This window comes from Dyadobacter sp. HNCC25DJ186 (assembly GCF_056895235.1).
On the sequence record NZ_JBXHAS010000014.1, the window covers coordinates 51,135 to 77,015 of the forward strand.

A 25,881-nucleotide genomic window follows, 5' to 3' on the forward strand; every position below is an offset into this window, starting at 1 on the left:
TCTTTGTCAGAAGCTTCTATTGTCTATTTTTGGAAAACTTTTAATAAGCCAAAACGTTCATTATGAACTGGAATTACCCCTTTGAAACAACTGAATATTTTTTCATATTATTTTTTATTATTGCGTATGTAACCTTCATTATTCGCACAATTCGTGTGGCCCGGCAGCTTAATACCACCGCCAGAACGTTAATATTAAAACTTTTTTTAAGGACGATATACTTTGCGCTGCTCATTATAAGTTTGCTTGGACCCTCTTTTGGTGAATCGGATCAGGCCTTACAATCCAAGGGGAAGGATATTTACATGCTGGTGGATTTGTCAAAATCGATGGACGCCACGGATGTAACACCTTCCAGACTTGAAAAAGTTAAATTTGAAATAAATCGTTTTGTCCAGAATCAGCGGGCCAATAGAATCGGCATCATCGTATTTTCCAATGACGCTTTTGTGCAAGTGCCACTCACCTATGATGCCGCTGCGCTTGAACTTTTTATCCAGAGTTTGCAAACAGATCTTTTGCCGTCGAGCGGTACCAATATTTGCGGCGCGGCAGACCTTGCTTATAAAAAACTTGTAAACGGTGATGATCCATCAGGAAGATCTAAAATGATTGTCATTTTTAGTGACGGTGAAAACAAAGGCGATTGCGCCGGCTATTTATACAATAATCTCCGGCGGTTTGGGGTTGGCGTTTATGTTACAGGTATTGGCACAAAAAATGGCAGCAGCATACCTTCGGAGGGAAAACCATTAAAGGATAACAGAGACAACCTGGTGATCAGCAAACTCGATGAGGATTTCCTTCAAAATCTGGCGACAAATTCGAAGGGATTGTATTACCAGCTTAATAATGAAAAGAACGAGATAAACCGGATGATTTCCGATATTAACAATGCGAACGGCACACTTGTGGACACCAGAACAGTGACGGTTGTAAGTAACAAATATTATTATTTTCTTGGTGCTGCATTGTTTTTATTGCTGATGGACGTTTTAATTACCATCGGAACGTTCCGACTCTGACGATCTATTCTTATTTTTGCAGCTTAATCCGAAATGTTATGAATGCCCTGCTCCTTTATTTTCTGCTTTTGTTGTGGGACAACCGTACGTTCGATTCTATTACAAAAACGAATGAAAGGAAGATCGGGGCTGAGATGGCTTATGAACAAAAGCAGTTTGTCAATGCTTCAAAACTTTACCATCAGATCACTTACAGCTCACTTTTTTCAGATCCGGCGGCGCGGCTGAATATGGCACACTCCTATTATCAGGCCGGTCAGCTAAAAGAGGCGCTGTACCATTACAAGCTTTTGCAAAATGTGAGCAATAAGACAATTTCTTCTATTGCGAATTGCCAGGTTGCGTTGATCCTCGTTTCCCAAAAAGATACCGCCACAGCACTTGACGACCTCAAAACCGCGCTTCGTCTTGAACCGAGAAATACGCTGGCACGGTCAAATTATATAATTTTAAAGAAGCGGTTTTCAGGGACAGAACAACCTTCTAACAAAAGCGAAGATAGGCGACAGGCCAAAAATGAAGCCAGTAAAAATCAGCCAACACCTTCACAACCAGAACAAAAACCGGAAGGTTATGAACAGGAAGAAGCTGCAAAAAGAGAACAGCTCCTAAAAAGCCTGAGAGCGATGAATATGTCCGAAGAGCAGGCTCGTCTGATTTTAGATGCCATGAAATCAAACGAATCCCAATATATTTACCAGCTCAGACTAAAACAATATGCGAAGAAGTCTGAGAAAAATAAGACAATAGAATGGTAATTTTTACTATATAAACTCCATGAACAGTATTCCAGAAACAAACTTTCAATTTCCCGGCCAGACAGCTTTTTACAAAGGAAAGGTACGCGATGTATACTCCTTTGACAATCGCCTTGTGATGGTTGCGACTGACAGAATTTCAGCTTTCGATGTTATTTTACCCAGGGCTATACCCTATAAAGGACAGGTTTTAAATCAGATTGCCGCACATTTCTTATCGGCTACTTCTGATATCGTTCCCAACTGGCTGCAGGAAGTTCCGGATCCAAACGTCAGCATGGGAATAAAATGCAACGCTTATCCAGTGGAAATGGTGGTAAGAGGTTATCTGGCAGGCCATGCCTGGCGCGAATATGCTGCCGGAAAAAGATCTGTATGCGGCGTTCCGTTACCGGACGGCCTGAAAGAAAATGACAGGCTGCCTCAGCCAATTATCACGCCAACAACAAAAGCGCATGAAGGACACGATGAAGATATTTCCCGTGAAGAAATTCTAAGTCAGGGCCTTGTATCTCAGGATGAATACGAACATCTTGAAAGATATACTTTGGCCTTGTTCAACAGAGGTACGGAGATGGCTGCCGACCAAGGGCTTATTCTTGTCGATACAAAATATGAATTTGGTGAACTTGATGGCACGATTTATTTAATAGACGAAATTCATACGCCAGATTCGTCACGTTATTTTTATAAAGATGGGTATGAAGAGAACCAAAAATTAAACCAGCCGCAAAAACAATTGTCAAAAGAATTTGTGCGGGAATGGTTAATTCAAAACGGATTTCAGGGAAAGGATGGACAGACAGTACCGGTTATGGACGACGACCGTATCCAGATGATTTCAGAACGATATATAGAGCTTTTTGAAAAAGTTTCGGGTAAAAAATTTCAGAAAAACAATTTAGATAATCCATTACAAAGAATAGAAAAAGCCATTCTGCGAGCAATTGCATAACAGTGTGGTCAATCACTCAACCTATCAAATCATCTGGTTTTAACAAAAACTCGTATGAATTACAGCCTACAAAAAAAAGAGCAGTACGCCTACATCGACCTTGAAGAGGCGGCGTTCGCCAATGATGTTCCGGCCTCTTTCGAGGAAACTTCCCGTGAGCTTTTCCGGGAAGGATTTAATAATCTGATCGTAAATATGCAAGTCACCAAGGATATTGATGCCAATGGGACTGCGATATTAAAAAAAATCAACAGACTTTGTATCAATGATCTCGGTATGTTGGTGATCGTTACAAAAGATGATGACTTTATTGACTTACTTGAATCATTGAAAATCCCCGATCTCAATATTCTCCCAACACAGGAGGAAGCGATCGATGCGGTATTTATGAACAATCTTGAAAATGAATTCGGCGCTGGCGAAGATGATTACGATGCCGATGATTACGATAACGTGAGCGAATCAAAAGAGCCTTAATCACTCTTCAATTTAGAATTACATTAAATCACCCTCTTTCCGGGGGTGATTTTTTTATTTCTGACGAAATTTTCTTAGCTTGACATTAGCAAAAATCTCCTCGTCATCTATAAGGCTAAAACAACTTAATGTACAATTCCCGTTTGGGAAATTTCCAATAAATTTATCTGATCCTTGACATATTATCAATATTTGTAGATTTATTGTGACTAAACAACCGAATTATTAAAGGTGAAGAAAATTTCGTGTTTCTCATATTACACCAAATATTTTTTATCATTATCTTGCGAGGCTTAACACTATTCATAATACAATAGCCGCGGGCAATTCATTTAATTTGCTTATTTATATAAATTCTACGTACGAATTTGTAAATAAATCTACACTCTTCGATATATGTCGCAAATGTCTGAAACAATGGTAGAACAACAGGGGCTTTATCGCCCGGAATTTGAACATGATGCATGTGGGATAGGTTTCCGTGCCAACATCAAAGGTCGTAAGTCGCATCAAATCGTGGCGGACGCTATACACATGCTGGAAAGGATGGAGCATCGTGGTGCTACCGGTTTCGATCCAAACACTGGTGATGGTGCCGGTATCCTGATCCAGATCCCACATGAGTACTTTGTTGAGGAGTGCTCAAAAATTGGTTTTCAGTTGCCTCCGGCAGGAGAATACGGGGTTGGTATGATCTTCTTTCCAAACGACGAAACCGTCCGGGAAGAATGCCGCGATATCGTTAACCGTAAATTGAAAAGGCTTGGATTGACTCTTTTGGGTTACAGAAAGGTACCTACGCTAAACAATACGCTTGGTGAGGGTTCATTATCCGTTGAGCCTTATGTTGAACAGGTTTTCATAAAACGTCCGGACGATGTCACAGAAGACACCGCTTTCGAACGCAAACTATATATACTGCGCCAGGTTTCTGCAAGGTTAATCAGTGATACGGTGAAAGGAGCCAAAGGCGTCTTTTATTATTCGTCATTGTCATGCCGCACAATTTCCTACAAAGGACAATTGACTACCGCGCAGTTAAAATATTATTTCCCTGATCTTGAAAACGAATCAGTAGTTTCAGCACTTGCTGTTGTTCACTCTCGTTTTGCGACGAATACATTCCCGAAATGGGAACTTGCGCAGCCTTTCCGTTACATTGCTCATAATGGTGAAATTAACACCGTTAAGGGAAATGTGAACTGGATCCGCGCCGGCGAGAAGGCTTTCCAGTCAGAGTTTTTTACCAAAGAGGAAATGGACATGGTCCTTCCTATTTGCGACAGAGGCCAGTCCGATTCCGCGAATCTTGATAATGCCATTGAATTACTTCATCTTTCAGGCCGCTCACTTCCTCATGTGATGATGATGCTCGTGCCTGAGGCTTGGGATGGCAATGAGCAGATGGATGCGGAACGTAAGGCATTTTACGAATACCATGCTGCGATTATGGAACCCTGGGATGGTCCTGCTTCCATATCGTTTACGGATGGAAAAATGGTGGGTGCAACGCTTGACCGTAACGGTCTGCGTCCGTCACGTTACTGGGTTCTGGACGATGATACCATCATTATGGCTTCAGAGGCTGGTGTGCTGGAAGTTGACCAGGCGAAAGTGGTTACAAAAGGACGTTTGCAGCCAGGGCGTATGTTTGTGGTTGATATGGAACAAGGACGTATCATCCCTGATGAAGAAATAAAATCACAAATCTGTTCCGCACAGCCTTATCAGCAGTGGTTGAATGAGAATAAACTGCGCGTTGAAGATCTTGATCAGCCAATCCGTACATACAGACAGTATGAAGATTCTTCGTTACTGAAACGCCAGATGGCTTTCGGTTTTACGTCTGAGGATTTGCGTATGATTCTTGCTCCGATGGCGCAAAGCGGCATGGAAGCGATTGGTTCTATGGGTACCGACGTTCCGTTGGCAGTGCTTTCTGAGCAAAGCCAGCATATGTCGAGTTACTTCAAGCAGCTTTTTGCGCAGGTAACAAACCCACCGATTGACTCGATCCGGGAAAGAGCCATTATGTCGCTGATCTCATTCGTTGGAAGTACAGAAAATATTCTGACCGAGACGCCTCAGCATTGTCGTCAGATCGAATTACCGCATCCGGTTTTAACAGTGTCGGAGTTTGATAAATTAAGATTTATTGATAAAAATCACTTTCAGGCAAAAACGATCAACATTTATTTCCGTGCCGATCAGGGCGGAAAAGCTTTGGAAAGAGCTCTGGCTAGAATTTGCCGTTATGCCGAGGAAGCGATTGAAGATGGTTTTGAAATTATCATCTTATCCGATCGTGCGATTGATTCGGATCATGCGCCAATCCCAACTTTACTTGCCACAGCAGCTATTCACCACCACTTGATCCGCGAAGGTTTAAGAGGAAGAGTTGGCCTTCTGGTTGAAGCAGGAGATGTTTGGGAAACGCATCATTTTGCAACGCTAATCGGTTATGGCGCCGCGGGTGTCTGCCCTTACATGGCATTTGAAACGCTCTCCTTCATGAACCGCAAGAACATGATCGATGGCGAGTTCACTGATGAAAAATTATATTACAATTACATCAAGGCTGTAAATAAGGAGCTTTTGAAGATTTTCTCTAAAATGGGAATTTCGACGCTTCAATCATACCAGGGCGCTCAAATCTTTGAGTGTGTCGGTATGAACAAGGATGTTATTGACCGTTATTTCACCGGTACTATTTCCCGTATCAGCGGGATGGGTATTTCTGAGATCGCACGGGAAGTTTTGGTTCGTCATAAAGTTGCTTTTCACGAAGATTCAACCCTCGCTCCCCGTTTGGAAGTAGGTGGATTTTATCAGTGGAAACAACGCGGAGAAGCGCATATCTTCAACCCGGCAACTGTGCATTTGTTGCAGCATTCGACAAAAAACAATAGCTACGCTGAGTTCAAGAAGTACTCTAAACTCATTGACGATCAGACCCATAAGGCGCTTACACTTCGTGGATTATTACGTTTCAAAAAAGGAACGCCAATACCAATCGAAGAAGTTGAGCCGGTTGAGAATATCTTTAAGCGTTTTGCTACGGGTGCGATGTCCTTTGGATCGATTTCATGGGAAGCCCATACAACGCTGGCCATTGCCATGAACCGGATTGGTGGAAAATCCAACTCAGGTGAAGGTGGCGAAGATGAACTTCGTTACAAAAAACTGGCGAATGGCGATAGCATGAATTCTCAAATTAAGCAGGTTGCATCCGGTCGTTTCGGGGTAACTAGCCATTATTTGAGTAATGCCGGTGAGTTACAAATTAAGACTGCGCAAGGTGCAAAACCTGGTGAAGGAGGACAACTTCCGGGACATAAAGTCGATGACTGGATCGGACGTACGCGTCACTCGACTCCGGGCGTAGGACTTATCTCTCCCCCGCCCCACCACGATATTTACTCGATTGAAGATTTAGCACAGCTGATCTTTGATTTGAAAAATGCCAACCGCGCCGCTCGTATCAGTGTAAAACTGGTGTCAGAAGCAGGGGTCGGAACAATTGCTGCCGGTGTTGCAAAAGCACACGCAGACCATATCCTGATTTCAGGTTATGATGGAGGAACGGGTGCATCGCCACTTAGCTCGATCCGTCATGCCGGACTTCCGTGGGAGCTTGGTTTGGCTGAAACGCATCAGACATTGGTTAAAAATAAATTGCGTGGACGTGTGACGGTGCAGGCTGACGGACAGCTTCGTACAGGTCGTGACCTTGCGATTGCAGCCATGTTAGGTGCAGAAGAATGGGGTGTTGCAACGGCTGCCCTTGTTGCGGCAGGTTGTATCATGATGCGTAAATGCCATTTGAATACTTGCCCGGTCGGGGTTGCCACGCAGAATAAAGAACTTCGTGCATTGTTTTCCGGAAAACCGGAACATGTTGTGAATATGTTCACATTCATGGCCGAAGAGCTTCGCGAGATTATGGCGCAGCTTGGATTCCGTACAGTGAATGAAATGGTCGGACAGGTTCAGTACCTTGAACCTCGCCAGGACCTGAAACACTGGAAATACAAAAACCTGAATTTTGACGCAATCCTGTTCAAGGATGCTGATCTTTCAGTTGCACAATACAAACAGGAAGACCAGAATCACGGCATCGACGATATCATTGATCTGAAATTAATTGAAGCAGCAAAACCTGCTTTGGAAAATTCAGAAGAAGTGTATGGCGAATTCGCTATCAATAACCTGAACCGTGCCGTGGGTACGATGTTGTCGAACGAAATTTCGAAACTACACGGCGGCGTTGGTCTTCCCAAGGGAAGTATCCATTTCCGGTTCCGCGGAACTGCGGGGCAAAGTTTCGGAGCATTCAACACCGCTGGTATCCGTCTGGAACTGGAAGGTGATGCAAATGATTACTTCGGAAAAGGACTTTGCGGTGCTGAACTTATTGTATACCCGGACCGCGATTCCAAGTTTAAACCAGAAGAAAATATCATCATTGGTAATGTAGCATTTTATGGTGCAACATCCGGTGAAGCTTATATCCGCGGAACTGCCGGAGAGCGTTTCTGCGTAAGAAATTCCGGTGCAAAAGTTGTCGTTGAAGGACTCGGCGACCACGGATTGGAATACATGACAGGTGGTTTGGCCGTGATACTTGGTTCAACAGGTAGAAACTTCGCGGCTGGTATGTCAGGTGGTGTAGCTTATGTTCTTGACAAAAAAGGAGATTTCAAGGAAAAGGTGAATTTTGAGATGGTGACACTTGAAACCATTAATGAAGAAGATCAGCTGATCCTTCGTGATGCTCTTGAAAAACATTTCCAGTATACGACAAGTAACGTCGCGTTCCAGTTGCTGCAAAACTGGGAAGATGCGATCAAACAATTTGTAAAAGTTCTGCCAAGCGATTTCAAGAAAGCTCTGGATGGACGAGGCATAACACTTGCCCAGCAAATTGCGGACAAAAACGTTGTATATCAGGACATTGTTGTCGACGTAGAACATTTGTAAAATTAGTCGTTTGCTATTCGCTGTTAGCTTCGGCCGCCACAGAAAATATACAGCCTAATTGAATCACGATTAATAAGGAAATTATAAGAATGGGAAAGCCAACCGGATTTATAGAGTTTGAAAGGGAATTACCAAAAAAACGTGCGATTGAGGAGCGTCTTCATGACTACAAAGAAATAGAGACGATGCCGGTAGAGTCGCACTCTAAGCAACAAGCCGCACGTTGTATGGATTGTGGAATTCCTTTTTGCCATAACGGATGTCCGCTCGGAAACATTATTCCGGAATTTAACGACGCCGTATATGATGGCAACTGGGGACTTGCTTATGAAATATTAATATCGACCAATAACTTCCCGGAATTTACGGGAAGAATTTGCCCTGCACCTTGCGAAGCATCCTGTGTTTTGGGTATCAATAAACCACCTGTTGCGATTGAATTTATTGAGAAATCAATTGTTGAAAAAGCGTTTGAACTGAATCTTGTTAAACCAAGATTGCCTAAAAAACGTACAGGTAAAAAAGTGGCTGTTGTAGGTTCAGGTCCGGCTGGTATGGCTGCGGCTAATCAGTTGAACCAGGCTGGTCACACGGTTTCTCTATTGGAACGTGCTGATAAAATCGGAGGACTGCTACGTTACGGAATTCCTGATTTCAAACTGGAAAAGAGAGTAATCGATCGTCGTCTTGCTGTGATGCAGGAAGAAGGTATTGAATTTATTACCAATGTAAATGTTGGTGTGGATATCAAAGCGGACGAACTTTTGAATGATTACGACGCTGTGGTTTTGACTATGGGTTCAACGGTTCCAAGAGATCTGAACATTGAAGGCCGGAATCTGAAAGGTGTACATTTTGCAATGGAATTTTTAAGCCAGCAGAACAAACGTGTGGCTGATATTTTCCCGGAAGTCGACCATCAAGGTGCGACCTACAAACACGGACAACTTCTTGCCACCGGCAAAAATGTTGTTGTGATCGGTGGTGGAGATACGGGATCTGATTGTGTGGGTACCTCGAACCGCCAGGGAGCGAAATCGGTAACGCAGATTGAGCTTATGCCAGTTCCGCCAAAAGACCGCGATACAAGCACGCCTTGGCCCAATTGGCCGATGATGTTGCGCACATCCACGTCGCATGAAGAAGGTTGCGAAAGACACTGGTCTATCAATACAAAGTCTTTTGTCAATGACGAAAATGGAAATTTGACAGGCTTGAAAATAGTAGAACTTGACTGGCAAAAAGATCCTGAAACGGGTCGTATGCAGATGAAAGAAGTTGCCGGAAGCGAGCAAACGCTTCCTTGCGAGCTTGCTCTTTTAGCAGCTGGTTTTCTGCATCCGCAACAAACCGGACTTTTGAAAGACCTTGAATTGGAATTTGACGAACGTGGTAACATTAAGGCAAACGGATATCAGTCTACTACAAATGAGAAAGTGTTTGCAGCAGGTGACTGCCGCAGAGGACAATCCTTGGTAGTATGGGCAATCAGCGAAGGTCGTGAAGCAGCACGCGCTGTGGATGAGTTCCTGATGGGAGAATCATTCCTGGAAGCAAAAGCAGTTTCCATGCTGAACCCGGTTTTTGCTCACGCCTGATCTTTCTGAAAAATAAATATATTGATAGAATAAGCCACTCGTCATGAGTGGCTTATTTTGTTGTAATTTCTGATAAAACAAATTTCAATGGGTTACCAGTGATCGTCCCTATATTTGAATGATTAAATTTTCGAGTCAGGTTCTCGGTAAACACACTTACTAATGTTTTTACACTACTCTCCTTTTTGGCTGAAAGCATTGTTCCCGCGGTATAAGTGGTCTGTCAACACAAAGGACAAAACAATTTTTTTAACTTTTGACGACGGCCCAATTCCGGATATCACCGAGTTTGTCCTCGATACGTTAAGACAATATAACGCAAAGGCCACATTCTTTTGCATCGGAGATAATGTACGCAAACATCCCGAAATTTTCAGGCAGATTTTAGAGCGCGGACATTCTGTTGGAAACCATACCTTTAATCACATGAATGGATGGAAATCTGACGATGCAGAATATCTGGCCAATATTGATTTATGTGAAAAACAACTAAATATTCCGACAAATTTATTTCGTCCGCCGTATGGGAGAATGAAGAAAAGCCAGGCACGAAAACTTCCAACCAGTAAAGAAATTATCATGTGGGATGTACTCAGTGGTGATTTTTCTCCGAATATAAAGCCGGAAATTTGTTTACAAAAATCCATAAAACATACTAGTCCTGGCTCGATTGTTTTATTTCACGACAGCCTGAAAGCTGCCAGTAATATGCAATACGCTTTGCCTAGATATCTGAGTCATTTTAAAAAAATCGGATACCAGTTTGAAGCATTGCCGATGTTATAGCAGCATTTCATTACACTGCGTTCCTAATATTCAAGTTTCAGTAATAAGACTTTATGTCTATCAAATCAAGCCCTGTTTTAGTAAGTATTTTGTTGGCCGCCAGGAATGAAGAAGCAAATATTGAACGCTGCCTACGCTCTCTCGAAGCATTAGGATTCCCAAAAGAAAAAATAGAAATCTGCATCGGTGACGACGATTCATCTGATGACACCGCCAGTATTATTCAGGAATATATAAAAGACAAACCGTATTTTAAATACTATAAAATTTCAGATCAGAGAGCCGGTTTAAAAGGAAAAGCAAACGTGCTGGCCCAACTTGCCAATTTCAGCACCGGGGAATACTTATTTTTTTGCGATGCAGACATAGCCGTTTCGCCCGACTGGATTGAAAAAATGCTTGCCCATTTTGAAGACAATACCGGGGTGGTCGTTGGTTTGACCAGAATGAAAAAAAGAAACCTCCTTGCAGATTTTCTTTCCCTTGAGTGGATATTTACATTAAGTCTTATGCGCTATTTTTCTTTACTGGGCATTCCCGTTTCCGGTCTGGGAAACAATATGGCAGTGACAAGAAAAGCTTATGACGCGGTGGGAGGCTATGAAGGAATTGGATTCTCAATCGTCGAAGATTACGCGCTTTTCATGGCCATTGCGAATAAAAAATTCGGTTTCGTACAGGCCTATACCAAAGATGTTATTGGAATTTCAGAGCCATTGTCATCTTTTAAAGAGCTTGTTATACAACGAAAAAGATGGATGCAAGGAATTATGCAGTCACCGCTCTTCATCCGGATTTGTCTTATCTTTTCAGCGCTGCTGATTCCGGGAATTATGGTCATCGCCATTTGGGATCCTTTGCGAAGTATACGAATGGTGGTATCAAACTATTTCTTCATCACGGGAATTATGTTGCTCGCTACTGTGATTTTAAGACAATGGGATTTGCTTAAAACGGTCTTACTTTTCTGGTTTTATCTCATCGGTATCAGCTGCCTGATGTTAGTCGTTTATCTTATTCCCGGTAAAACGGTATGGAAAGATCGAACTTATTGAATTAATTTTGAAGGAAATAAAAATATGATGATTGAAACGCACGCCCATATTTACGATGAAAAGTACGACGAGGATCGTACGGAAATGTTACAGCGCGCCTGGGATCACGGAATAGAACAGATCTGGATGCCAAATTGTGATCATACCACGATTCCGGGAATGATGCAGCTGGCTGAGAAATATCCTGACCGCTGTCTGCCAATGATTGGTCTGCATCCAACTTACGTAAAAGAGGGTTTTGAAAAAGAATTACAAATCGTAGAAGAATGTTTAAGTAAGCATAAATTCATAGCCATTGGCGAGATCGGCATGGACTTATTTTGGGATAAAACTTTTAAAACCCAGCAGGAAGAAGCGTTTTTATTTCAGTGCTTTTTAGCTCGCAAACATAATTTATGGATTGATATTCACAGTCGTGAAGCTTTCTGGGAAACCGTTGCGCTGATCGAAAAATTTGGAGATTCATCGCTGACCGGTATATTTCACTGCTTCATAGGATCGCTCGAAGAAGCACAAAAAGCGATCGAACTAGGATTTAAGCTGGGAATCGGTGGCGTTTCGACATTTAAAAACGGAGGATTGGATAAAGTTCTTCCATTTATTGAGCTTGAAAATCTTGTACTGGAAACCGATAGTCCATACCTCGCCCCGACTCCCTATCGTGGAAAAAGAAACGAAGTTGCTTATATTGACCTTGTAGCACAGCGCATTGCTGATTTGAAACAAATTACAAAACAGGAAGTTATTGACGTGACGACGAAAACCGCTAAGTCTATGCTGGCAGTAAACAATTGACCTTCCCAAAAACGATTTCTAAGTAAATGGCATACAATAAAGTACACATCAACCCTATTTCTCCTGAGCCACCACGCGCTTCTGTGTTGGTAATTTATACAGGAGGAACATTAGGGATGGTTTTTGAAGCAAAAGGAAAACAGCTGGTGCCCTTCAATTTTGAGCAGGTGATTGAAAAGGTACCGGAAATTCGCCGGCTGGACTTCGAAATCACATTCTTAACGCTGAATGAACCGATTGATTCGTCCAACATGAATCCCGAAATCTGGGTTGAACTGGCGAAAATTATTGGCGATCAGTATGCATTGTATGATAGCTTTGTGATTTTGCATGGAACAGATACCATGGCCTATACTGCTTCTGCATTGAGTTTTTTGTTAGAAGATTTAAATAAACCCGTAATCCTGACAGGTGCGCAGCTACCCATTGGTGTAGCAAGATCGGATGCGCGTGAAAATTTCATTACTGCACTTGAACTGGCAGCATCCGTCACTGACGATGGACATCCCGTTCTATCTGAAGTTTGTATTTATTTCAATTCGCGATTACTTCGTGGAAATCGCAGTAAAAAACAGGAAAGCTCAGACTTCAATGCTTTTCACTCCGAAAACTACCCGCACCTTGCCAATGCTGGCGTCAGAATCGACTGGAATTTCCCATTCATTAAACCTTATGACCAAAGCAAAAACCTCAAAATTTGCGATAAGCTTGATACGAACGTAGCATTTCTCAAATTATTTCCGGGGATTAATAAGCAAGTTGTACATTCGATTTTGAACATTAGCGGTTTAAAAGGTATCGTTATGGAAACCTACGGAGCGGGAAATGCGATGACCGATCAATGGTTTCTCGATGCCATAACAGACGCCATTGACCGGAATATTATCATTTTTAATGTATCTCAATGTGACGGAGGCCGCGTCTCCCAGGGCCACTACCAAACCAGCCGGTATTTGAAACAGGTTGGCGTAGTCAGCGGCTCAGATATAACTGCCGAAGCGGCCATCACAAAAATGATGTATGTTTTTGGAAAAGAAAGTGATCACTCGAAATGTGTCGATATGCTGTCAAATCCTGTTTGTGGCGAGATGAGTCTTTAAGGTCTGTAAATGGTACTGAAATTAAAAATTGATATTAGAATCTATCGGTTCTATTATACTTAGCACCTAATGGATTGACAATCAGCAAGGCTTAATCCTGATTGTAAAATAAGAAGTTACAAAGCAGTATTTCATTTGATAATACAGTCAAAAAAACTATCTTTGCACCCACATTACCCAATAGAGAGGTGTCCGAGTGGTTGAAGGAGCACGCCTGGAAAGTGTGTATGCGGGTAACCGTATCGAGAGTTCGAATCTCTTCCTCTCTACAATATCAAAATAAAAATCCCTTAATACAAAACGTATTAAGGGATTTTTATTTTGATATGTATTCGAACTGTACCGCTTTCGATACTTAATTGGTTGGACAAATTGTCAAATGAAGGGACACGGTAGATCTGGCATTATCAGGTCGTAATTGTGATTTCACATTCAAGAAAATATTTACCGCGCCAAGGCTTCGCGAATTTGCATCACAAAATATCAAATCTAAATCTTAAGAAGATCTTAAGGTTTACTTAAGGCTATCTGAATTCATTTCCTGGCTATTTAGCGGCGTGATGGATAAACCATTTAAGAGGTAAAGAATGCATTCCTTTCAGATGTTAATACATTCTTATTACAAGATCTGCATATTTCCGGATCCGAAACAGCTGACCTGTCAAATAATTAAATAATCCCTCGTCCTCAAAAATCCTTACCCTAGCCGCATGAAACTGAAAGAGAAAATCGTAAGCGCCAACCATTATCCGATCAAGGCCCATTCATTCGGGCTCATCGGTTTGCTTGCAATACTGGTAATTTTATTTTCCACAATCACAAGGATTGCTTTATTTATGAAATCAGCTGCAAGTATCGATTACACTTTTCTGAACTTGCTAAGCATTTTTGGCATAGGACTTTTGTATGATCTAATTAATGCCCTATACGTCGTCTTACCTCTAATGATCTACGTATGGTTAACGCCCGGTAATACAATCCGCAAAAACTGGCAACTTGGTTTCCTTCACATCCTTTTTTCACTTTTCACATTCGGATTGCTATTCAACGCTGTTTCGGAATGGCTGTTTTGGGACGAGTTTAGTTCAAGATTTAATTTCATCGCAGTTGACTATCTAATTTATACAAATGAAGTCATCGGAAATATCCGCCAGTCTTACCCGGTAGAAATTATTTTAACAATACTGGTTCTGCTAACTGCTGCAATAAATTATTTAGTTCACCCTGCAATCAGAAGGTCCTGTGCAAATGCGCTTCCTTTTCGATATAGATCACTTTGGCTCCTCGTCTATCTGTTTATATTAACTGGGACGTTTTTTCTTTTCGATAATAAAATCAAACAATTTTCTGAAAACACTTATGCAAATGAACTGGCCGGAAACGGGCTTTACGAACTGTTCGCCGCTTATAGAAATAACGAACTTGACTATGCACAGTTTTACCAGAAAATACAGGATGCCGATGCTTTTAAATCAATTCGGAAGCAAATCCAAACACCCGAGAGTCACTTTATCGATCACAATCCTTTCAGTATTGAAAGAGAAATCATCAACCCCGGAACGGAAAAAAAACTGAACGTGGTACTAATTAGTGTCGAAAGTTTAAGTGCTGACTTTTTGGGAACTTTCGGAAACAAACAAAATATAACTCCCAATCTGGATACGCTTGCAGGCCAGAGTATTCTTTTTACAAATCTTTATGCAACAGGTACACGCACGGTGCGGGGTCTGGAGGCCCTTTCGATTGGCACACCTCCCACACCGGGCCAGTCCATTGTAAGAAGGCCCCACAACGAGGGCCTGTTTTCAATGGGAAGAGTTTTTAAGAAAAAAGGGTATGAAACCAAGTTTATTTATGGTGGCTATGGCTACTTCGATAACATGGGCTATTTCTTTGAAAACAATGATTATAAGGTAGTTGACAGGAAGAAAATCAAAAAGAAAGATGTTGCCTACGAAAATATCTGGGGTGTGGCCGATGAAAATCTTTTTACTCTGGCAATACAGGAAATTGAAAAAACAATAAAAAAAAGCAAACCAGTTTTTGCACACATTATGACAACATCCAATCATCGTCCTTATACTTACCCGGACGGCCGCATTGATATTCCCTCTCATAACAGCCGGGAAGGTGCTGTGAAATATACGGATTACGCTATTGGCAAATTTATCCGGGAGGCCAAATCAAGAACATGGTTTAAAAATACCTTGTTTATCATTGTGGCAGACCATTGCGCTTCAAGTGCCGGCAAAACTGACTTACCTGTGAATAAGTACAAAATTCCACTTTTAATTTATTCACCTGGGAATATACAGCCTGTGAAGGTGGATCGGCTGATGAGCCAGATTGACCTCGGGCCTACAATTCTGGGTTTACTAAATTTCTCATATAGAAGTAAATTCTTTGGCTACGATATCTTTAAACTAGAAAAAGGACGCGAGAGGGCATTTATCAGTACTTACCAAAGTCTGGGTTACCTTAAAAATGATACACTGATTATTTTAAAACCTCAGCAGCTTGCGGAATCTGTCATCCCTAATTTTGCTGATGGCTCGGCCGTGGCAACCCATCCAAATAAGAAACTGACAAAGGAGGCCATTACCTGGTACCAGACTGCCAGTTATCAGTTTAGAAATAACTTAATGAAGTAATAAACCACTAAATCTGATCTTAGTTAATATTTTAGAGAGCCCGTCAGGCAATGTTTACTTGACCGGTTTCGCCAGCTCGATTACGCTACACTTTCCAAAAGAGACAAGAATTTTGTGAAAATTGTCAGTGTACTATGTGAATTTTATGACACCGGTACCATAGCAACATCCCGGGAACAGATCAAAATTGACGGCGCAATCAGCGAGCTGGTTAAGCAATTTGTTGATCACCTGGCCACGCTGCGATTAAAGTCAACAACAATAAGGGAGCGCGAACATTATCTGAGCAGGTTCCTTTTTCATCTGAAATATAATGGCATCAATTCCGTCGACAAGGTGGATAGGTTAGTGATTATGGATTATCTGAGGACCTTAGATATACGGTATTACACGGTTGCTCATATAATTTTTAAGAGAGATGCAAAGCGGGCAGGTCGAATAAGATGGCATGATCCCACTAATGATTTTTCAGTTTCATTAGATTTAGCGCAAAGTTTAAAGCGTCCCGGAATTCAACTTGATGATCCGGAGTCACTCCCCTGAAATCGGTCTCCTTAGCGCCCATGTTATAATATAAATTGTGCGATATGGTCAGTTCCATGTTGGTTACCGCCAGGGGCGTGGTAATGATATCTCCGAAGCTTACAATCAGTCCGCCTGTCTCCTGCCCTACTACTTTCCCGAGTTTATAATGATGAATCGCCTGGGTAAAATCAGCAGCAGAGGAAAAGGTAAAAGGACTTGTCAGTACAAACAGTTGGCCATCAAACCGGTTGGCAAGTTCCCTTCTTTTGATAAGTGGATATTCTTCCACTTCGATACTGCCATTTTTCTTATTCATCATCACTTCATAAGCACTGCTGTTGCGATCCGTATTTGAATTGTTTTGATACCTTTCTTTTTGCAGACGGCTATATTTTGTAACCACTTTCGAGTATTGATTGAAGTCAGATTTTACAAAATATTGTAAAAATTCATCGCCAATTTCAGAGTCCCTCCCAGATTAGACCTCAAATCAATGATAAGCTTGTCCACTTTTTCGTCTTTAAGTAAAGAAAACGTCGAATCAGCAAAACGCAGAAAAGATGGTTTTCCTCAAAACTTCGGAAGTCGATGATGGCTGTGTTCAAACTGTCCACCAGTTTCAAACTATAAGGTGCCTGACTCGGTGCGGCTTGACTTTCCTTTTGCTTGCGTGCGTTAAACTCTTTGTCCATGATGGAGAATTCGGACGTGTTAACCATATGATTCCGTGGCAGATTGACCATCAGCAGACTATTACTAGCTGTCTGCTAAATAACTGTCAACCATTTACTTAAACTGATCAATTCCAGCCGAAACAACCTGCCCTCAATTTCCGAATTTGGGTGATCAGTGGCTCCGAATTCTCCTTCCAAAGTAGCATTATGACTATTTTGTGGTTTAATTACGTCAACCTTACTTGATGGAGAAGTATTCAAATATCCGAGCACAAGTGCCATCGTAGTGATAGCCCCCAATAGTAGCTCCACCCACTTTTCTCTGAGTTTGATTCCCATTAAGGCTACTGCAAACGAAACGCACATAATTAGGTTTACTATGAAAATGGTCTCCTCTTTAAATAGATACAAAAATAGATAATTTCGGGAGTTTAAAATTGCAATGAAACTGATAGCCAATCTCGATATGAAAATTGCGAAATTTATCGGAATTAGTTTAGATGAAATTATTGTATCAAGGACTACGACATTTGTAGTTCCGATCTTGGAAGACTTGTAACATTTTGCTTTGTCCAGGTTAAGCTTTTCTGAAAGATGATTAAAGTCAATTTCGTTGCTGCAGACAATTACGATCAGATCGTGCTTCTCGCTGAATTTAGCTACCACAGGCAGCTCAGCTGATTGCTCAGCACCTGCCTGAGCTACCTCATTTAGCTGCTTATCTAATGTATTAATCTCAAGAAAAAGCTAACTAATTGACAATGAGCTTACTTCAATGAACGGAATTGCCTCCGAAACTGTGAGCCGAACACTGACTGATTTTACAGAAGAAGGCTTGATTGAAAAAAAGGAAAGTCTGATTTGTATTAAGGATTCTGAGCGTTTAGGCAAAAATGAAAAACTGATGAGCATCACAGGAAAGCGCGATCTGCCGGAACAGACAAAAGAAAGTGTCGTAGAATTAGCCAGTGTTCCAGATTATTGCCTGATTCAGTAAATGTCCTTATCATTATTGAATAGTGGTTCTATCTTTTTGTGCAGGAATTAAATGCTTTCGCCTGCGCCTCCACCATAGAAGAAAGCCCGTAACAGTTAGCAACCCAGGCGTGAGCCCAATGATGACATAAAGTACCTTGACCGCAAGCCCGCCAAAATTACCTACATGTAAAGGAAAAAATGTCGCTTCGATACGTTCTCCCAAAGGTTTGTCTGCCAGACGGCTAATTTTTACGATGTCTCCGGTTTTCTGATCCGCCTTTACGGAATTCCCGATACCCCATAATTTTAACTGCCCTTTAGTGTAACCTCGTACCTCGAACTTACGGCCTGGTTGTGTCGGCAGGTAAACATAGGTAGGCTCCAGATCGGGCATAGCGAGCAGCGCCTGCTGATACATCCGGTCAGTTGAAACAGATATGTGCATATTGGGTTTGGTCGGTACCAGCTCATTCTGCCAGGTTTTTGCCTTAAATGCAAACATATTCATCCAGAAACCGGTAAAGAAAATTATTGCGTTTAAAAGCAGAGACCACACACCCACGATGCGGTGCAAATCGGAGCTTATTGTCCGCCAGTTTTTCCGGTTGATCTTTACGCGCAAGGTCAGCACTTTCCAAAGCATTTTCCGGTACACCACCGCCCCGGTAAGCAGCGAAAGCAGCATCGTGATCCCAAAAATGGCCGTCAATGCAGCCCCCGGCATGCCCAGCTGGAAACTGAAATGAAACTGAAAAAGCCATTCGATAAAACTGGGCGTAAACTGGCTCGCCGGCCCCTCTCTGAGAATTGCGAAGGTATATGGATCAAATGAAATCAACCCCAGATCGTAGGTCATTAGACGCGTGTCATTGAAATAGATCCGGAAATTATAAGCTTCATCCGGCCCGGCATCCGGATTGACCCACGCAATCCCGTCCAGGTTCGGATACCGGCTGATAATTCTATTGTAGCAATTTTGCAGGACCTGATCGGGAACCCTGGTCTGTGCATGTGAAACGTGGAGTAAATCCTGGTTGAAAAAATGATCCAGCTCCGTTCTGAAAACCAGAACGGAGCCGCTCAATCCAAGCAGGATCAAAAATATACCGGTAAACAAGCCAAGCCAGCTATGCAGCTTGAAAAGCTTTCGGCTGAGTGATGATTTTTTCATGTATATCCTGATCATTAACAAATATGAATTACCAGAGCTGATAGCTAACCCCTACCCTCACATTCAGCGGATCGCCCAATCCGGCCAGTGTCACGCCCGACCGGCTTCCGGTGAAATAGTGTTTATTGGTCAGGTTATACGCGTTGAGCTGAACCTGAAATCTGTTCCGCTGATAAGAAAGCGCCGCATCCAGAATCGTGTAAGACGGAAAGATAAAATTCTGGTTGGTCAGCAAACCCACCTGGTCGCTCACATAACGCACCCCTGCGGCCAGACCAAACCCTTTAAGCACTCCTGAAAGCGCGTACTTGCCCCAGAAGTTGATCTGATGTTTCGGCGCATTGGCAAAACGGTCACCTTTTTTTCCATAATTGCTCGTACTTACCAGTACGTGTTCATTAAATGCATATCCCGCGATCAGGCTAAGCGCATTCAGATTACCCGTTACAGAAAACTCACCTCCACGGCTACGCGTACCGTCGATCGCTGCCTGCCGGTGAGAATTTTCCTCTGTGGGTGCGGCGGTGAGAATGTTGGCGTAGTTGATCTGATACAATGATACTGTGGCCGACAACCGGCTACTGAAAAGATCAGCTTTCGAACCCATTTCGTACTGGGTTGCCTGCCGGGTCGGGAAAGGTCCGCCAGCCAGCACATTATTGGAAGTCTGAGGATTGAATGATTTCAGATAAGTACCATAAACGGATAAATTCTTCATTGGCAAATACACCAGGCCGATCCTGGGAATCCATCCCGAAGCCTGCAGCTCGTCACCCTGCTTGTTGTCGCGGTCAGATAATGGCGTTTCCTTTCCGTTGTAACTGTCATAACGCAGCGATAGCAGCACTTTTAATTTACCAACACTTACCTGATCCTGAATATAGCCGCCGATCAGGTTGGTAATGCGCTTGTTGTCATCGGATTCGTCTGCCGGGACGGAAGCCTCAGGAACACTGCCCGCATAATTCGGATTCAAAATAGAAATGCGGGTAGAAGATTTATATTGATAGTCATTTTGCGTCCAGCCGTAGCGGTTATAATCTGTACCCACAATAATCTGGTGGCCAACCGGCCCTGTTTTTGTGCTGTAAGTGGCAAATGCAGTCGTTTGCAGACTGAACCTGTCGGTAAGCCAATCCTGATATCCCCGGCTGATACTATCATTGCGGATCCTTCCCACCGGTATGTGATCGGTAAAATCCAGCTTGTTACGCACTGCCCGCTCCACGACCGTGAGTTTCAGGTTGTCACCGATCTGATGGTCAAAGGTTAATGTAGCGGATGCATTGTGCGTTTTGCCGTAATCCGTCGGACTTTGGATCGTCAGGTTGTCAGGATAATAGTTAAAATCAAAACTACCATCGGGTCTGGTGTATATAAAACTTCCGTTGTCGTATTGATGAACCGCCTTTTGATAAGCGTAATTCAGTTCGAGGTTTAACGAAGTCTTTCGGTTAAAGAGATAAGTTAGCGATGGGGCAAGAAAAAGATTTTGTTTTTTCTGATAATCCCGGAAACTCTCTGATCGGTCATAACCGGCAATCGCCCGGTACAAAAGCTTTTTCTGACCTCCAACCGGCCCGGTGAAATCCACCGACGTACGTCCAAAACCCCAGCTGCCCAATGAAAGATCCACGCTGGCCCGCTTTTCCGACAAAGGCTTTTTCGTAACGAAATTAACCACGCCACCCGGAGAACCTTCACTAAACAACGCACCCGAGGGACCTCTGAGAAGCTCTACCGATTCAATATTATAGAGCAAAGGTTGCTGACTCCAAAGGAAAAGATTCCCGCGAATACCATTATATAGCAGAAAACTGGCATCATTGGGCGAATATGCCGTGAAGCCGCGTATCTGAAAATTACCGTTTCCGTTGTTGGCCTTCATGCCGGTGAAGGAGCCAGCAATCTCATTCAAAGTGAATGCCTGGCGGTCACGGAGAACCTGTGAAGACATGACCTGCACGGATTGGGGTGTGGAGAGAAGCGGGGTATTGGTCCGGGTTGATGCATTGGAATTCAGTACCTGATAGCGGTTTTTAGCCGTACTTACCACAACCTCCTCCAACTCCTGCTTGCTTTCTGAAAGCTGCAGGTCAAGAAAAGGGTTTTTCCCTTTCGAAATACGAAGACTTTGGCTGTAAGCAGTATAACCTACATTTGAAACAGATAAAATATAAGATCCGGGTGTGATGCCCGTCAGGCTGAACTGACCTTTGGAATCCGTAACGGTTCCCAGACTGGTGTTCTGTAAAGTGATAGATGCGCCGATAATGGGCTGCTGCTCAACATTGACAATACGGCCATTAAGGGAACCTGGCTCGGATTGAGCAAAGGAACTAAAACAGTTACTTACAATAAAAAACAACAGAAATAGATACTTGATTTTCATTAGAAATGATAAAATAATAAGTACCCCCTATTCACTTTTGAAAGGGTACGAATTGATGTCTTAATACAAATAAGGATATAACACCCGTAAAACGGATGGGTCATAGGCTATGGTCAGCCAATCAGAAAGTTGAAACCAACGACAAACAAGGTGGTGGAATTACTATGGAAAGCGGCGCTTGATAAGTTCCCAGCTGATAGCAGAAGGCAAGCCGCTGATTTTGTAAAAAATTCGCTGTTAAAAAAGCGAATGAAGTAACCGGAGAAGCAAAAAGCTGAAGTGAAGGAATGTTTTGAACCTGCTCGCTGGTTTGCTGATCCTTTTTTTCCTGTTGCGATTTCAGTTTTTTAGCCAGATAGCATCGACCATTACAGTTCAGCTGCGGTTTCTCCCGGTTAATGCAAAGTACCCGGGTTATATATTCCTTGTTAATCTGATAATAGGCGATTGTACCCCACTGACTAAAGGTCGGCAGGATTGTAGTAAAAAGCCATATATAGATAATAACTGTGCGCATCGATTCTGTGACAAATATAGGTATGAATTATCTTGTCATACGAATTTAAGTGCCAAAGTTTCGAATTTTATAACCGGTTTACCTCTTAATAGTGCACTTTATATACATCAGTATAAAAGAACTCACCTAACTGAGTTAGCGCGGTTATTTCAGAGGGTACTGGATTTTCCTGTCACAGGCATCTCGTTTGCTAGATGGTCTCCATAAGGAAAAGTTTACCTGAGACATTGTTCGATGAATTCAATCTCCGCCTGGAGCGTCCGTAAATAGGTCGATCTCAATAGAAATTCGGTGGCCCAACTGCTGGCTAAGAAAGGTGCCACCGACTAACTTGAAGGAATCAAACTTATTATCAGCCATGAGTTATCGACGACTGCTATTTAAAGAGTTATTTACTGTTTTATGGTAGATCATGATTGACTATACCATAAGTACCGCTGTTGTTTTACCCATTAGCACCAACCGGATCAGTGCCTTGCCATAAAACCTTTTTATTGCTTATATCCTGTAATCGTCCCCAAGTTCCAATATCCCTCGTTTTCATTAAAGAATCGTATGAAAGTCCTGACTGTTTTCAGCAACGGATAAAGTTAAAGGCAGCTGCATTAACGATCGTTCTTTTCACTCCCGCTTTGGCGTAAATCCTGGGTGGATGGAATTGCCTGTATCAGAATGACAGAAATCTAGTTGTCCAGTTTTTTTATGACCATTGAAGCATTTACGTTGAATTGCATTCCACCTGCCAAGTTTTGTAGCGTGACTGCCGCAGCGCTCGTATGGTTTCTTAGCGACAGTATATCTCCGGCAGAAGCAACAAGTAATACAGTTCCAGTATTTAATTGTGTGCCAGCCCCTGAACCAAATGTTGAACCCGGAACAGGAGCACCATTTTGAAACAGGGCAAACTGATTAGGCTCTACGCCAGAGATATTGAACGTCACCTCATACACACCGGCGCCGCCTAAAACAATAATTTGGGAGCCTGGTGTATGGAGAATTTCGCCGGTTGCAATGCCATTATTGCTAAACGTAACATCAGCTTCGATCGGGACTACCTGAGCTGCTTCGTTGTAAATATAGGCATACGTTCCAGCCACACTACCGGATGTCTTGGCGTACAGGGCATAAGGAACACTCAGCAATTCTGTCGTCCCCATTACGGTGTAGTCAGCTCCCCCGTCAGGATCTATTTCCGTTTTGATAAAATATGGACCCGCCCCCCAATGGATTCCAGAAAATGAGCCTGTTGCGCCTGTTCCCGTTCCGACTGCCACACTCACAAGGCCGTTGGCATTGGTTGTAGGTGCATGTGTCTCTGTATAAACAGCCGTTCCTGAAACAGTTCCCTGTAAAATACTGATTTTCAAACCAATTGTAGTAGTGATCACCAGCGTTCCCCCGGCGTTCCTGATTACTGCCTGATAGGTCATTTTTTCCGGTACCTGAGCGAATAGCGAAAGACTCACGAAGAGTATTATTGCTAACACTGCACCAGCCTTTTGTAGTAGTGATGACATAGTTTTAATTTTTTATGATTTTAAATTTTTTTACTTCGTTGTCTTTATTATATTGAATCAGATACAGGTTGGAAGAAAGGTGGGACATATCGATTTTTCTTTCGCCAGCCGAGAGGTTTTTCGCATCTATCAACCTCCCATTAATGTCAAATATTTGATAGGACCTGTTCAAACCTGGATTGCCTTCCTTTATGAAAAGAAATTCATTCACCGGATTCGGATAAATCTCAGCCAGAACAGCGCTTGCTTTTAGGCTAACAGATTTCATATTTGAGTAGGCATACGAATTATCATAATCAGTCTGCTTGAGGCGGTAATAACTAACGCCTTCGTAGGGAGCAGTATCGGTCCAGCTATAAATTTTGCGCGAATTACTATTACCGGAAGCATTCACGATTGTTGCCTGCTCAAAAGCAACGCCATTCTTACTTTTTTCGACCGTAAAGAAATTACTATTCTCCTCGGCCGCAGTTTCCCAGCGTACCTGGACAAGCCCGTTTTCCACCTTTGCATCAAAGTATACCAGACGGACCGGTAGCACGACGAATTCAAATGGCTGCTGAACACCTTGATTTTCCGTACCTTCTGCCGCTACATTGAAGGTATATACAACCTGCCCAATTGAATAGCTGACCGAGCCTCCAGGCCCGGTTGCTTCACCACCTGCTGGATCTATAATTGCCTGAGCATATACAGATTGGGCAAAAACGGCTGTAAGAATGATGAGACAGCCTGCGCGGATGTGATGGTAAAAATTTGTTTCGATAAGTTCCAATGTTTAATATTTATGACTAGATTAAGTAATTCTACAATATTAACATAAAAATTCTACAAATAATTATATTCAAATGAATAAATTGAACAGGTGTTGCATTCGAATGTACACAATCACCAGATTATGATACTTAGTCACTATCTGATACTCTGAAATCAGGAACAGCGTTATATCAACGATGCATTAAAACTTTAATTCAGGTAGGATCCATAACGGAATTGACAAGTTCCTTGTGGACTTTTCTATCTGCATGAAGACTTAATATTTATTTACTCCAGCCTTACCGATATGTTGGGTGAATAAGGGTATTCAGTGGAAAATATATTAGCAATCTTATCAGGCAGGAAAACCAAAAAGATCATCTCATCCAATGCTATCCTGCCCTGGCGGTTAAACGGAATTTTGGACGAATATATAGACTCAGGGGAGGTTGTGAAAAAGAGACAAAATGAAAACGGTTCCGATCCTAAATCATGCTTTTAACAAAATCAGCCATCGCCTCCATTTTACTTTTACCAAACCTGTGTGCCGGACCTGACAGTCCAATAACCGAAATAATCCTGTCCTTATAAAAATAAGGAACAGCTATGCAATTCAGTTCTTTTTCATATTCTTCCAGGTCCATGGCATAACCCCTTTTGAGTACATCCTGCATTTGGGCTTCCTGCTGTTTTATTTCGCTTTCTCCTTTGTAAATACTATTCGATAAATGCGGCGAATAGGCCATAAATACCTTTCCTATTGCTGTGTGTTTCATCTCAAATTCTTTTCCCAGTTCAAGAGAAATCCGTAACGACCTGTTGGGTTCGCATTTCCATTCGTACCGAAAATAACTGCCCATCTGTATCGCCATAAACGACGTTTCCCCGCTTTCGGCGGTAAGTTTTTCCATCACTGGCCGTAAATCGGCACGTAATTTTTGATAAGGAATATCAGAAAAGTCCAGATGGCGAATTTTAGAGGTTATCCGGTAACGAGGGGTTAACTCATCCTGTTCAACATAACCTAATTCTTTGAGACCGGCCAGGAAATTATGCACCGTTGTCTTTTGAAGACCCAACGCCTGAGCGATATCGTTTAACCGGACAGTGTTCCCGTTGGCCGCTATGTATTCCAGAATATCGAATGTTCTTTTAACGGATTGAATCATTT

The 25,881-nt window shown here is 42.5% G+C and carries 22 protein-coding genes and 1 tRNA gene; 13 read left to right on the top strand and 10 right to left on the bottom strand.

The window, feature by feature from the left end:
- Positions 1–62 precede the first annotated feature (62 nt).
- The 12 genes from AC1XUO_RS26910 (at position 63) to AC1XUO_RS26965 (ending at position 16,180) form a co-directional block, all read left to right on the top strand.
- Positions 63–1,025 carry a vWA domain-containing protein gene (locus tag AC1XUO_RS26910; RefSeq protein ID WP_483332938.1) on the top strand — a complete coding sequence of 321 codons (963 nt, stop codon included), beginning with the start codon at positions 63–65 and terminating at the stop codon, positions 1,023–1,025.
- Between the two features lie 38 nt (positions 1,026–1,063).
- Positions 1,064–1,783, top strand: coding sequence for a hypothetical protein (locus AC1XUO_RS26915; RefSeq protein ID WP_483332939.1), 720 nt, complete (start codon positions 1,064–1,066; stop codon positions 1,781–1,783).
- A 19-nt stretch (positions 1,784–1,802) separates the two neighbouring features.
- Positions 1,803–2,738, top strand: a complete 936-nt coding sequence (locus tag AC1XUO_RS26920) for a phosphoribosylaminoimidazolesuccinocarboxamide synthase (protein ID WP_483332940.1) — start codon at positions 1,803–1,805, stop codon at positions 2,736–2,738.
- Between the two features lie 54 nt (positions 2,739–2,792).
- Entirely contained in the window at positions 2,793–3,215 is a 423-nt protein-coding gene (locus AC1XUO_RS26925; RefSeq protein WP_235149623.1) for an anti-anti-sigma factor, read from the top strand.
- A 396-nt stretch (positions 3,216–3,611) separates the two neighbouring features.
- On the top strand, positions 3,612–8,195 hold the full coding sequence (gltB, locus tag AC1XUO_RS26930; RefSeq protein WP_483332941.1) for a glutamate synthase large subunit: 4,584 nt from the start codon (positions 3,612–3,614) through the stop codon (positions 8,193–8,195).
- Between the two features lie 89 nt (positions 8,196–8,284).
- Positions 8,285–9,793, top strand: coding sequence for a glutamate synthase subunit beta (locus tag AC1XUO_RS26935; RefSeq protein WP_483332942.1), 1,509 nt, complete (start codon positions 8,285–8,287; stop codon positions 9,791–9,793).
- Between the two features lie 162 nt (positions 9,794–9,955).
- On the top strand, positions 9,956–10,579 hold the full coding sequence (locus AC1XUO_RS26940) for a polysaccharide deacetylase family protein (protein WP_483332943.1): 624 nt from the start codon (positions 9,956–9,958) through the stop codon (positions 10,577–10,579).
- Positions 10,580–10,632: 53 nt separating this feature from the next.
- Positions 10,633–11,634, top strand: a complete 1,002-nt coding sequence (locus AC1XUO_RS26945; RefSeq protein ID WP_483332944.1) for a glycosyltransferase — start codon at positions 10,633–10,635, stop codon at positions 11,632–11,634.
- A gap of 27 nt (positions 11,635–11,661) precedes the next feature.
- The gene (locus AC1XUO_RS26950) at positions 11,662–12,429 is read left to right on the top strand and encodes a TatD family hydrolase (protein ID WP_483333013.1); all 768 of its coding nucleotides are present in this window, start codon (positions 11,662–11,664) and stop codon (positions 12,427–12,429) included.
- Positions 12,430–12,455: 26 nt separating this feature from the next.
- Positions 12,456–13,529, top strand: a complete 1,074-nt coding sequence (locus AC1XUO_RS26955; RefSeq protein WP_483332945.1) for an asparaginase — start codon at positions 12,456–12,458, stop codon at positions 13,527–13,529.
- Positions 13,530–13,711: 182 nt separating this feature from the next.
- Positions 13,712–13,798: transfer RNA gene (locus tag AC1XUO_RS26960), tRNA-Ser, on the top strand.
- Between the two features lie 441 nt (positions 13,799–14,239).
- Positions 14,240–16,180, top strand: a complete 1,941-nt coding sequence (locus tag AC1XUO_RS26965; RefSeq protein WP_483332946.1) for an LTA synthase family protein — start codon at positions 14,240–14,242, stop codon at positions 16,178–16,180.
- A gap of 457 nt (positions 16,181–16,637) precedes the next feature.
- Here AC1XUO_RS26965 and AC1XUO_RS26970 read toward each other — a convergent pair whose 3' ends face one another.
- The 4 genes from AC1XUO_RS26970 to AC1XUO_RS26985 all read right to left on the bottom strand — a co-directional run bounded on the left by AC1XUO_RS26970 (position 16,638) and on the right by AC1XUO_RS26985 (position 17,745).
- The gene (locus tag AC1XUO_RS26970) at positions 16,638–17,108 is read right to left on the bottom strand and encodes a S41 family peptidase (RefSeq protein ID WP_483332947.1); all 471 of its coding nucleotides are present in this window, start codon (positions 17,106–17,108) and stop codon (positions 16,638–16,640) included.
- 26 nt (positions 17,109–17,134) lie between these two features.
- On the bottom strand, positions 17,135–17,215 hold the full coding sequence (locus AC1XUO_RS26975) for a hypothetical protein (RefSeq protein ID WP_483333014.1): 81 nt from the start codon (positions 17,213–17,215) through the stop codon (positions 17,135–17,137).
- On the bottom strand, positions 17,191–17,397 hold the full coding sequence (locus AC1XUO_RS26980; RefSeq protein WP_483332948.1) for a hypothetical protein: 207 nt from the start codon (positions 17,395–17,397) through the stop codon (positions 17,191–17,193). Before AC1XUO_RS26980 ends, AC1XUO_RS26975 begins: the two co-directional genes overlap by 25 nt.
- Before the next feature lie 75 nt (positions 17,398–17,472).
- A complete protein-coding gene (locus AC1XUO_RS26985; RefSeq protein ID WP_483332949.1) occupies positions 17,473–17,745 on the bottom strand; it encodes a hypothetical protein in 273 nt (90 codons plus the stop codon).
- A 409-nt stretch (positions 17,746–18,154) separates the two neighbouring features.
- Between AC1XUO_RS26985 and AC1XUO_RS26990 the strand changes: the two genes are divergently transcribed.
- Positions 18,155–18,376 (top strand): helix-turn-helix domain-containing protein, encoded by a 222-nt coding sequence (locus AC1XUO_RS26990; protein WP_483332950.1) that lies wholly within the window; start codon positions 18,155–18,157, stop codon positions 18,374–18,376.
- Between the two features lie 12 nt (positions 18,377–18,388).
- On the opposite strand, the gene AC1XUO_RS26995 is transcribed toward AC1XUO_RS26990, so the two are convergent.
- From AC1XUO_RS26995 to AC1XUO_RS27020, 6 genes are all read right to left on the bottom strand, one after another.
- Positions 18,389–19,528 carry a PepSY-associated TM helix domain-containing protein gene (locus tag AC1XUO_RS26995; RefSeq protein WP_483332951.1) on the bottom strand — a complete coding sequence of 380 codons (1,140 nt, stop codon included), beginning with the start codon at positions 19,526–19,528 and terminating at the stop codon, positions 18,389–18,391.
- Positions 19,529–19,556: 28 nt separating this feature from the next.
- Positions 19,557–21,920, bottom strand: coding sequence for a TonB-dependent siderophore receptor (locus AC1XUO_RS27000; RefSeq protein ID WP_483332952.1), 2,364 nt, complete (start codon positions 21,918–21,920; stop codon positions 19,557–19,559).
- Positions 21,921–22,041: 121 nt separating this feature from the next.
- Entirely contained in the window at positions 22,042–22,437 is a 396-nt protein-coding gene (locus tag AC1XUO_RS27005; protein WP_483332953.1) for a hypothetical protein, read from the bottom strand.
- 683 nt (positions 22,438–23,120) lie between these two features.
- Complete coding sequence (locus AC1XUO_RS27010) at positions 23,121–23,954, bottom strand: hypothetical protein (protein ID WP_483332954.1); 834 nt, start codon at positions 23,952–23,954, stop codon at positions 23,121–23,123.
- A 4-nt stretch (positions 23,955–23,958) separates the two neighbouring features.
- Positions 23,959–24,729 (bottom strand): T9SS type A sorting domain-containing protein, encoded by a 771-nt coding sequence (locus AC1XUO_RS27015; protein WP_483332955.1) that lies wholly within the window; start codon positions 24,727–24,729, stop codon positions 23,959–23,961.
- A 466-nt stretch (positions 24,730–25,195) separates the two neighbouring features.
- Positions 25,196–25,879, bottom strand: a complete 684-nt coding sequence (locus AC1XUO_RS27020) for an IclR family transcriptional regulator (protein WP_483332956.1) — start codon at positions 25,877–25,879, stop codon at positions 25,196–25,198.
- Between the last annotated feature and the right edge of the window lie 2 nt (positions 25,880–25,881).

What these genes read in the sequence shown, in the direction of transcription:
- AC1XUO_RS26985 (WP_483332949.1), bottom strand. Translation starts at nt 17,745, where the DNA reads ATGTGCGTTTCGTTTGCAGTAGCCTTAATGGGAATCAAACTCAGAGAA.
- AC1XUO_RS26980 (WP_483332948.1), bottom strand. Translation starts at nt 17,397, where the DNA reads ATGGACAAAGAGTTTAACGCACGCAAGCAAAAGGAAAGTCAAGCCGCA.
- AC1XUO_RS26995 (WP_483332951.1), bottom strand. Translation starts at nt 19,528, where the DNA reads ATGAAAAAATCATCACTCAGCCGAAAGCTTTTCAAGCTGCATAGCTGG.
- AC1XUO_RS26940 (WP_483332943.1), top strand. Translation starts at nt 9,956, where the DNA reads ATGTTTTTACACTACTCTCCTTTTTGGCTGAAAGCATTGTTCCCGCGG.
- AC1XUO_RS27005 (WP_483332953.1), bottom strand. Translation starts at nt 22,437, where the DNA reads ATGCGCACAGTTATTATCTATATATGGCTTTTTACTACAATCCTGCCG.
- AC1XUO_RS26915 (WP_483332939.1), top strand. Translation starts at nt 1,064, where the DNA reads ATGAATGCCCTGCTCCTTTATTTTCTGCTTTTGTTGTGGGACAACCGT.
- AC1XUO_RS26950 (WP_483333013.1), top strand. Translation starts at nt 11,662, where the DNA reads ATGATTGAAACGCACGCCCATATTTACGATGAAAAGTACGACGAGGAT.
- AC1XUO_RS27000 (WP_483332952.1), bottom strand. Translation starts at nt 21,920, where the DNA reads ATGAAAATCAAGTATCTATTTCTGTTGTTTTTTATTGTAAGTAACTGT.
- AC1XUO_RS26945 (WP_483332944.1), top strand. Translation starts at nt 10,633, where the DNA reads ATGTCTATCAAATCAAGCCCTGTTTTAGTAAGTATTTTGTTGGCCGCC.
- AC1XUO_RS27020 (WP_483332956.1), bottom strand. Translation starts at nt 25,879, where the DNA reads ATGATTCAATCCGTTAAAAGAACATTCGATATTCTGGAATACATAGCG.
- AC1XUO_RS26925 (WP_235149623.1), top strand. Translation starts at nt 2,793, where the DNA reads ATGAATTACAGCCTACAAAAAAAAGAGCAGTACGCCTACATCGACCTT.
- AC1XUO_RS26965 (WP_483332946.1), top strand. Translation starts at nt 14,240, where the DNA reads ATGAAACTGAAAGAGAAAATCGTAAGCGCCAACCATTATCCGATCAAG.
- gltB (WP_483332941.1), top strand. Translation starts at nt 3,612, where the DNA reads ATGTCGCAAATGTCTGAAACAATGGTAGAACAACAGGGGCTTTATCGC.
- AC1XUO_RS26910 (WP_483332938.1), top strand. Translation starts at nt 63, where the DNA reads ATGAACTGGAATTACCCCTTTGAAACAACTGAATATTTTTTCATATTA.
- AC1XUO_RS26955 (WP_483332945.1), top strand. Translation starts at nt 12,456, where the DNA reads ATGGCATACAATAAAGTACACATCAACCCTATTTCTCCTGAGCCACCA.
- AC1XUO_RS27010 (WP_483332954.1), bottom strand. Translation starts at nt 23,954, where the DNA reads ATGTCATCACTACTACAAAAGGCTGGTGCAGTGTTAGCAATAATACTC.
- AC1XUO_RS26990 (WP_483332950.1), top strand. Translation starts at nt 18,155, where the DNA reads ATGAACGGAATTGCCTCCGAAACTGTGAGCCGAACACTGACTGATTTT.
- AC1XUO_RS26935 (WP_483332942.1), top strand. Translation starts at nt 8,285, where the DNA reads ATGGGAAAGCCAACCGGATTTATAGAGTTTGAAAGGGAATTACCAAAA.
- AC1XUO_RS26920 (WP_483332940.1), top strand. Translation starts at nt 1,803, where the DNA reads ATGAACAGTATTCCAGAAACAAACTTTCAATTTCCCGGCCAGACAGCT.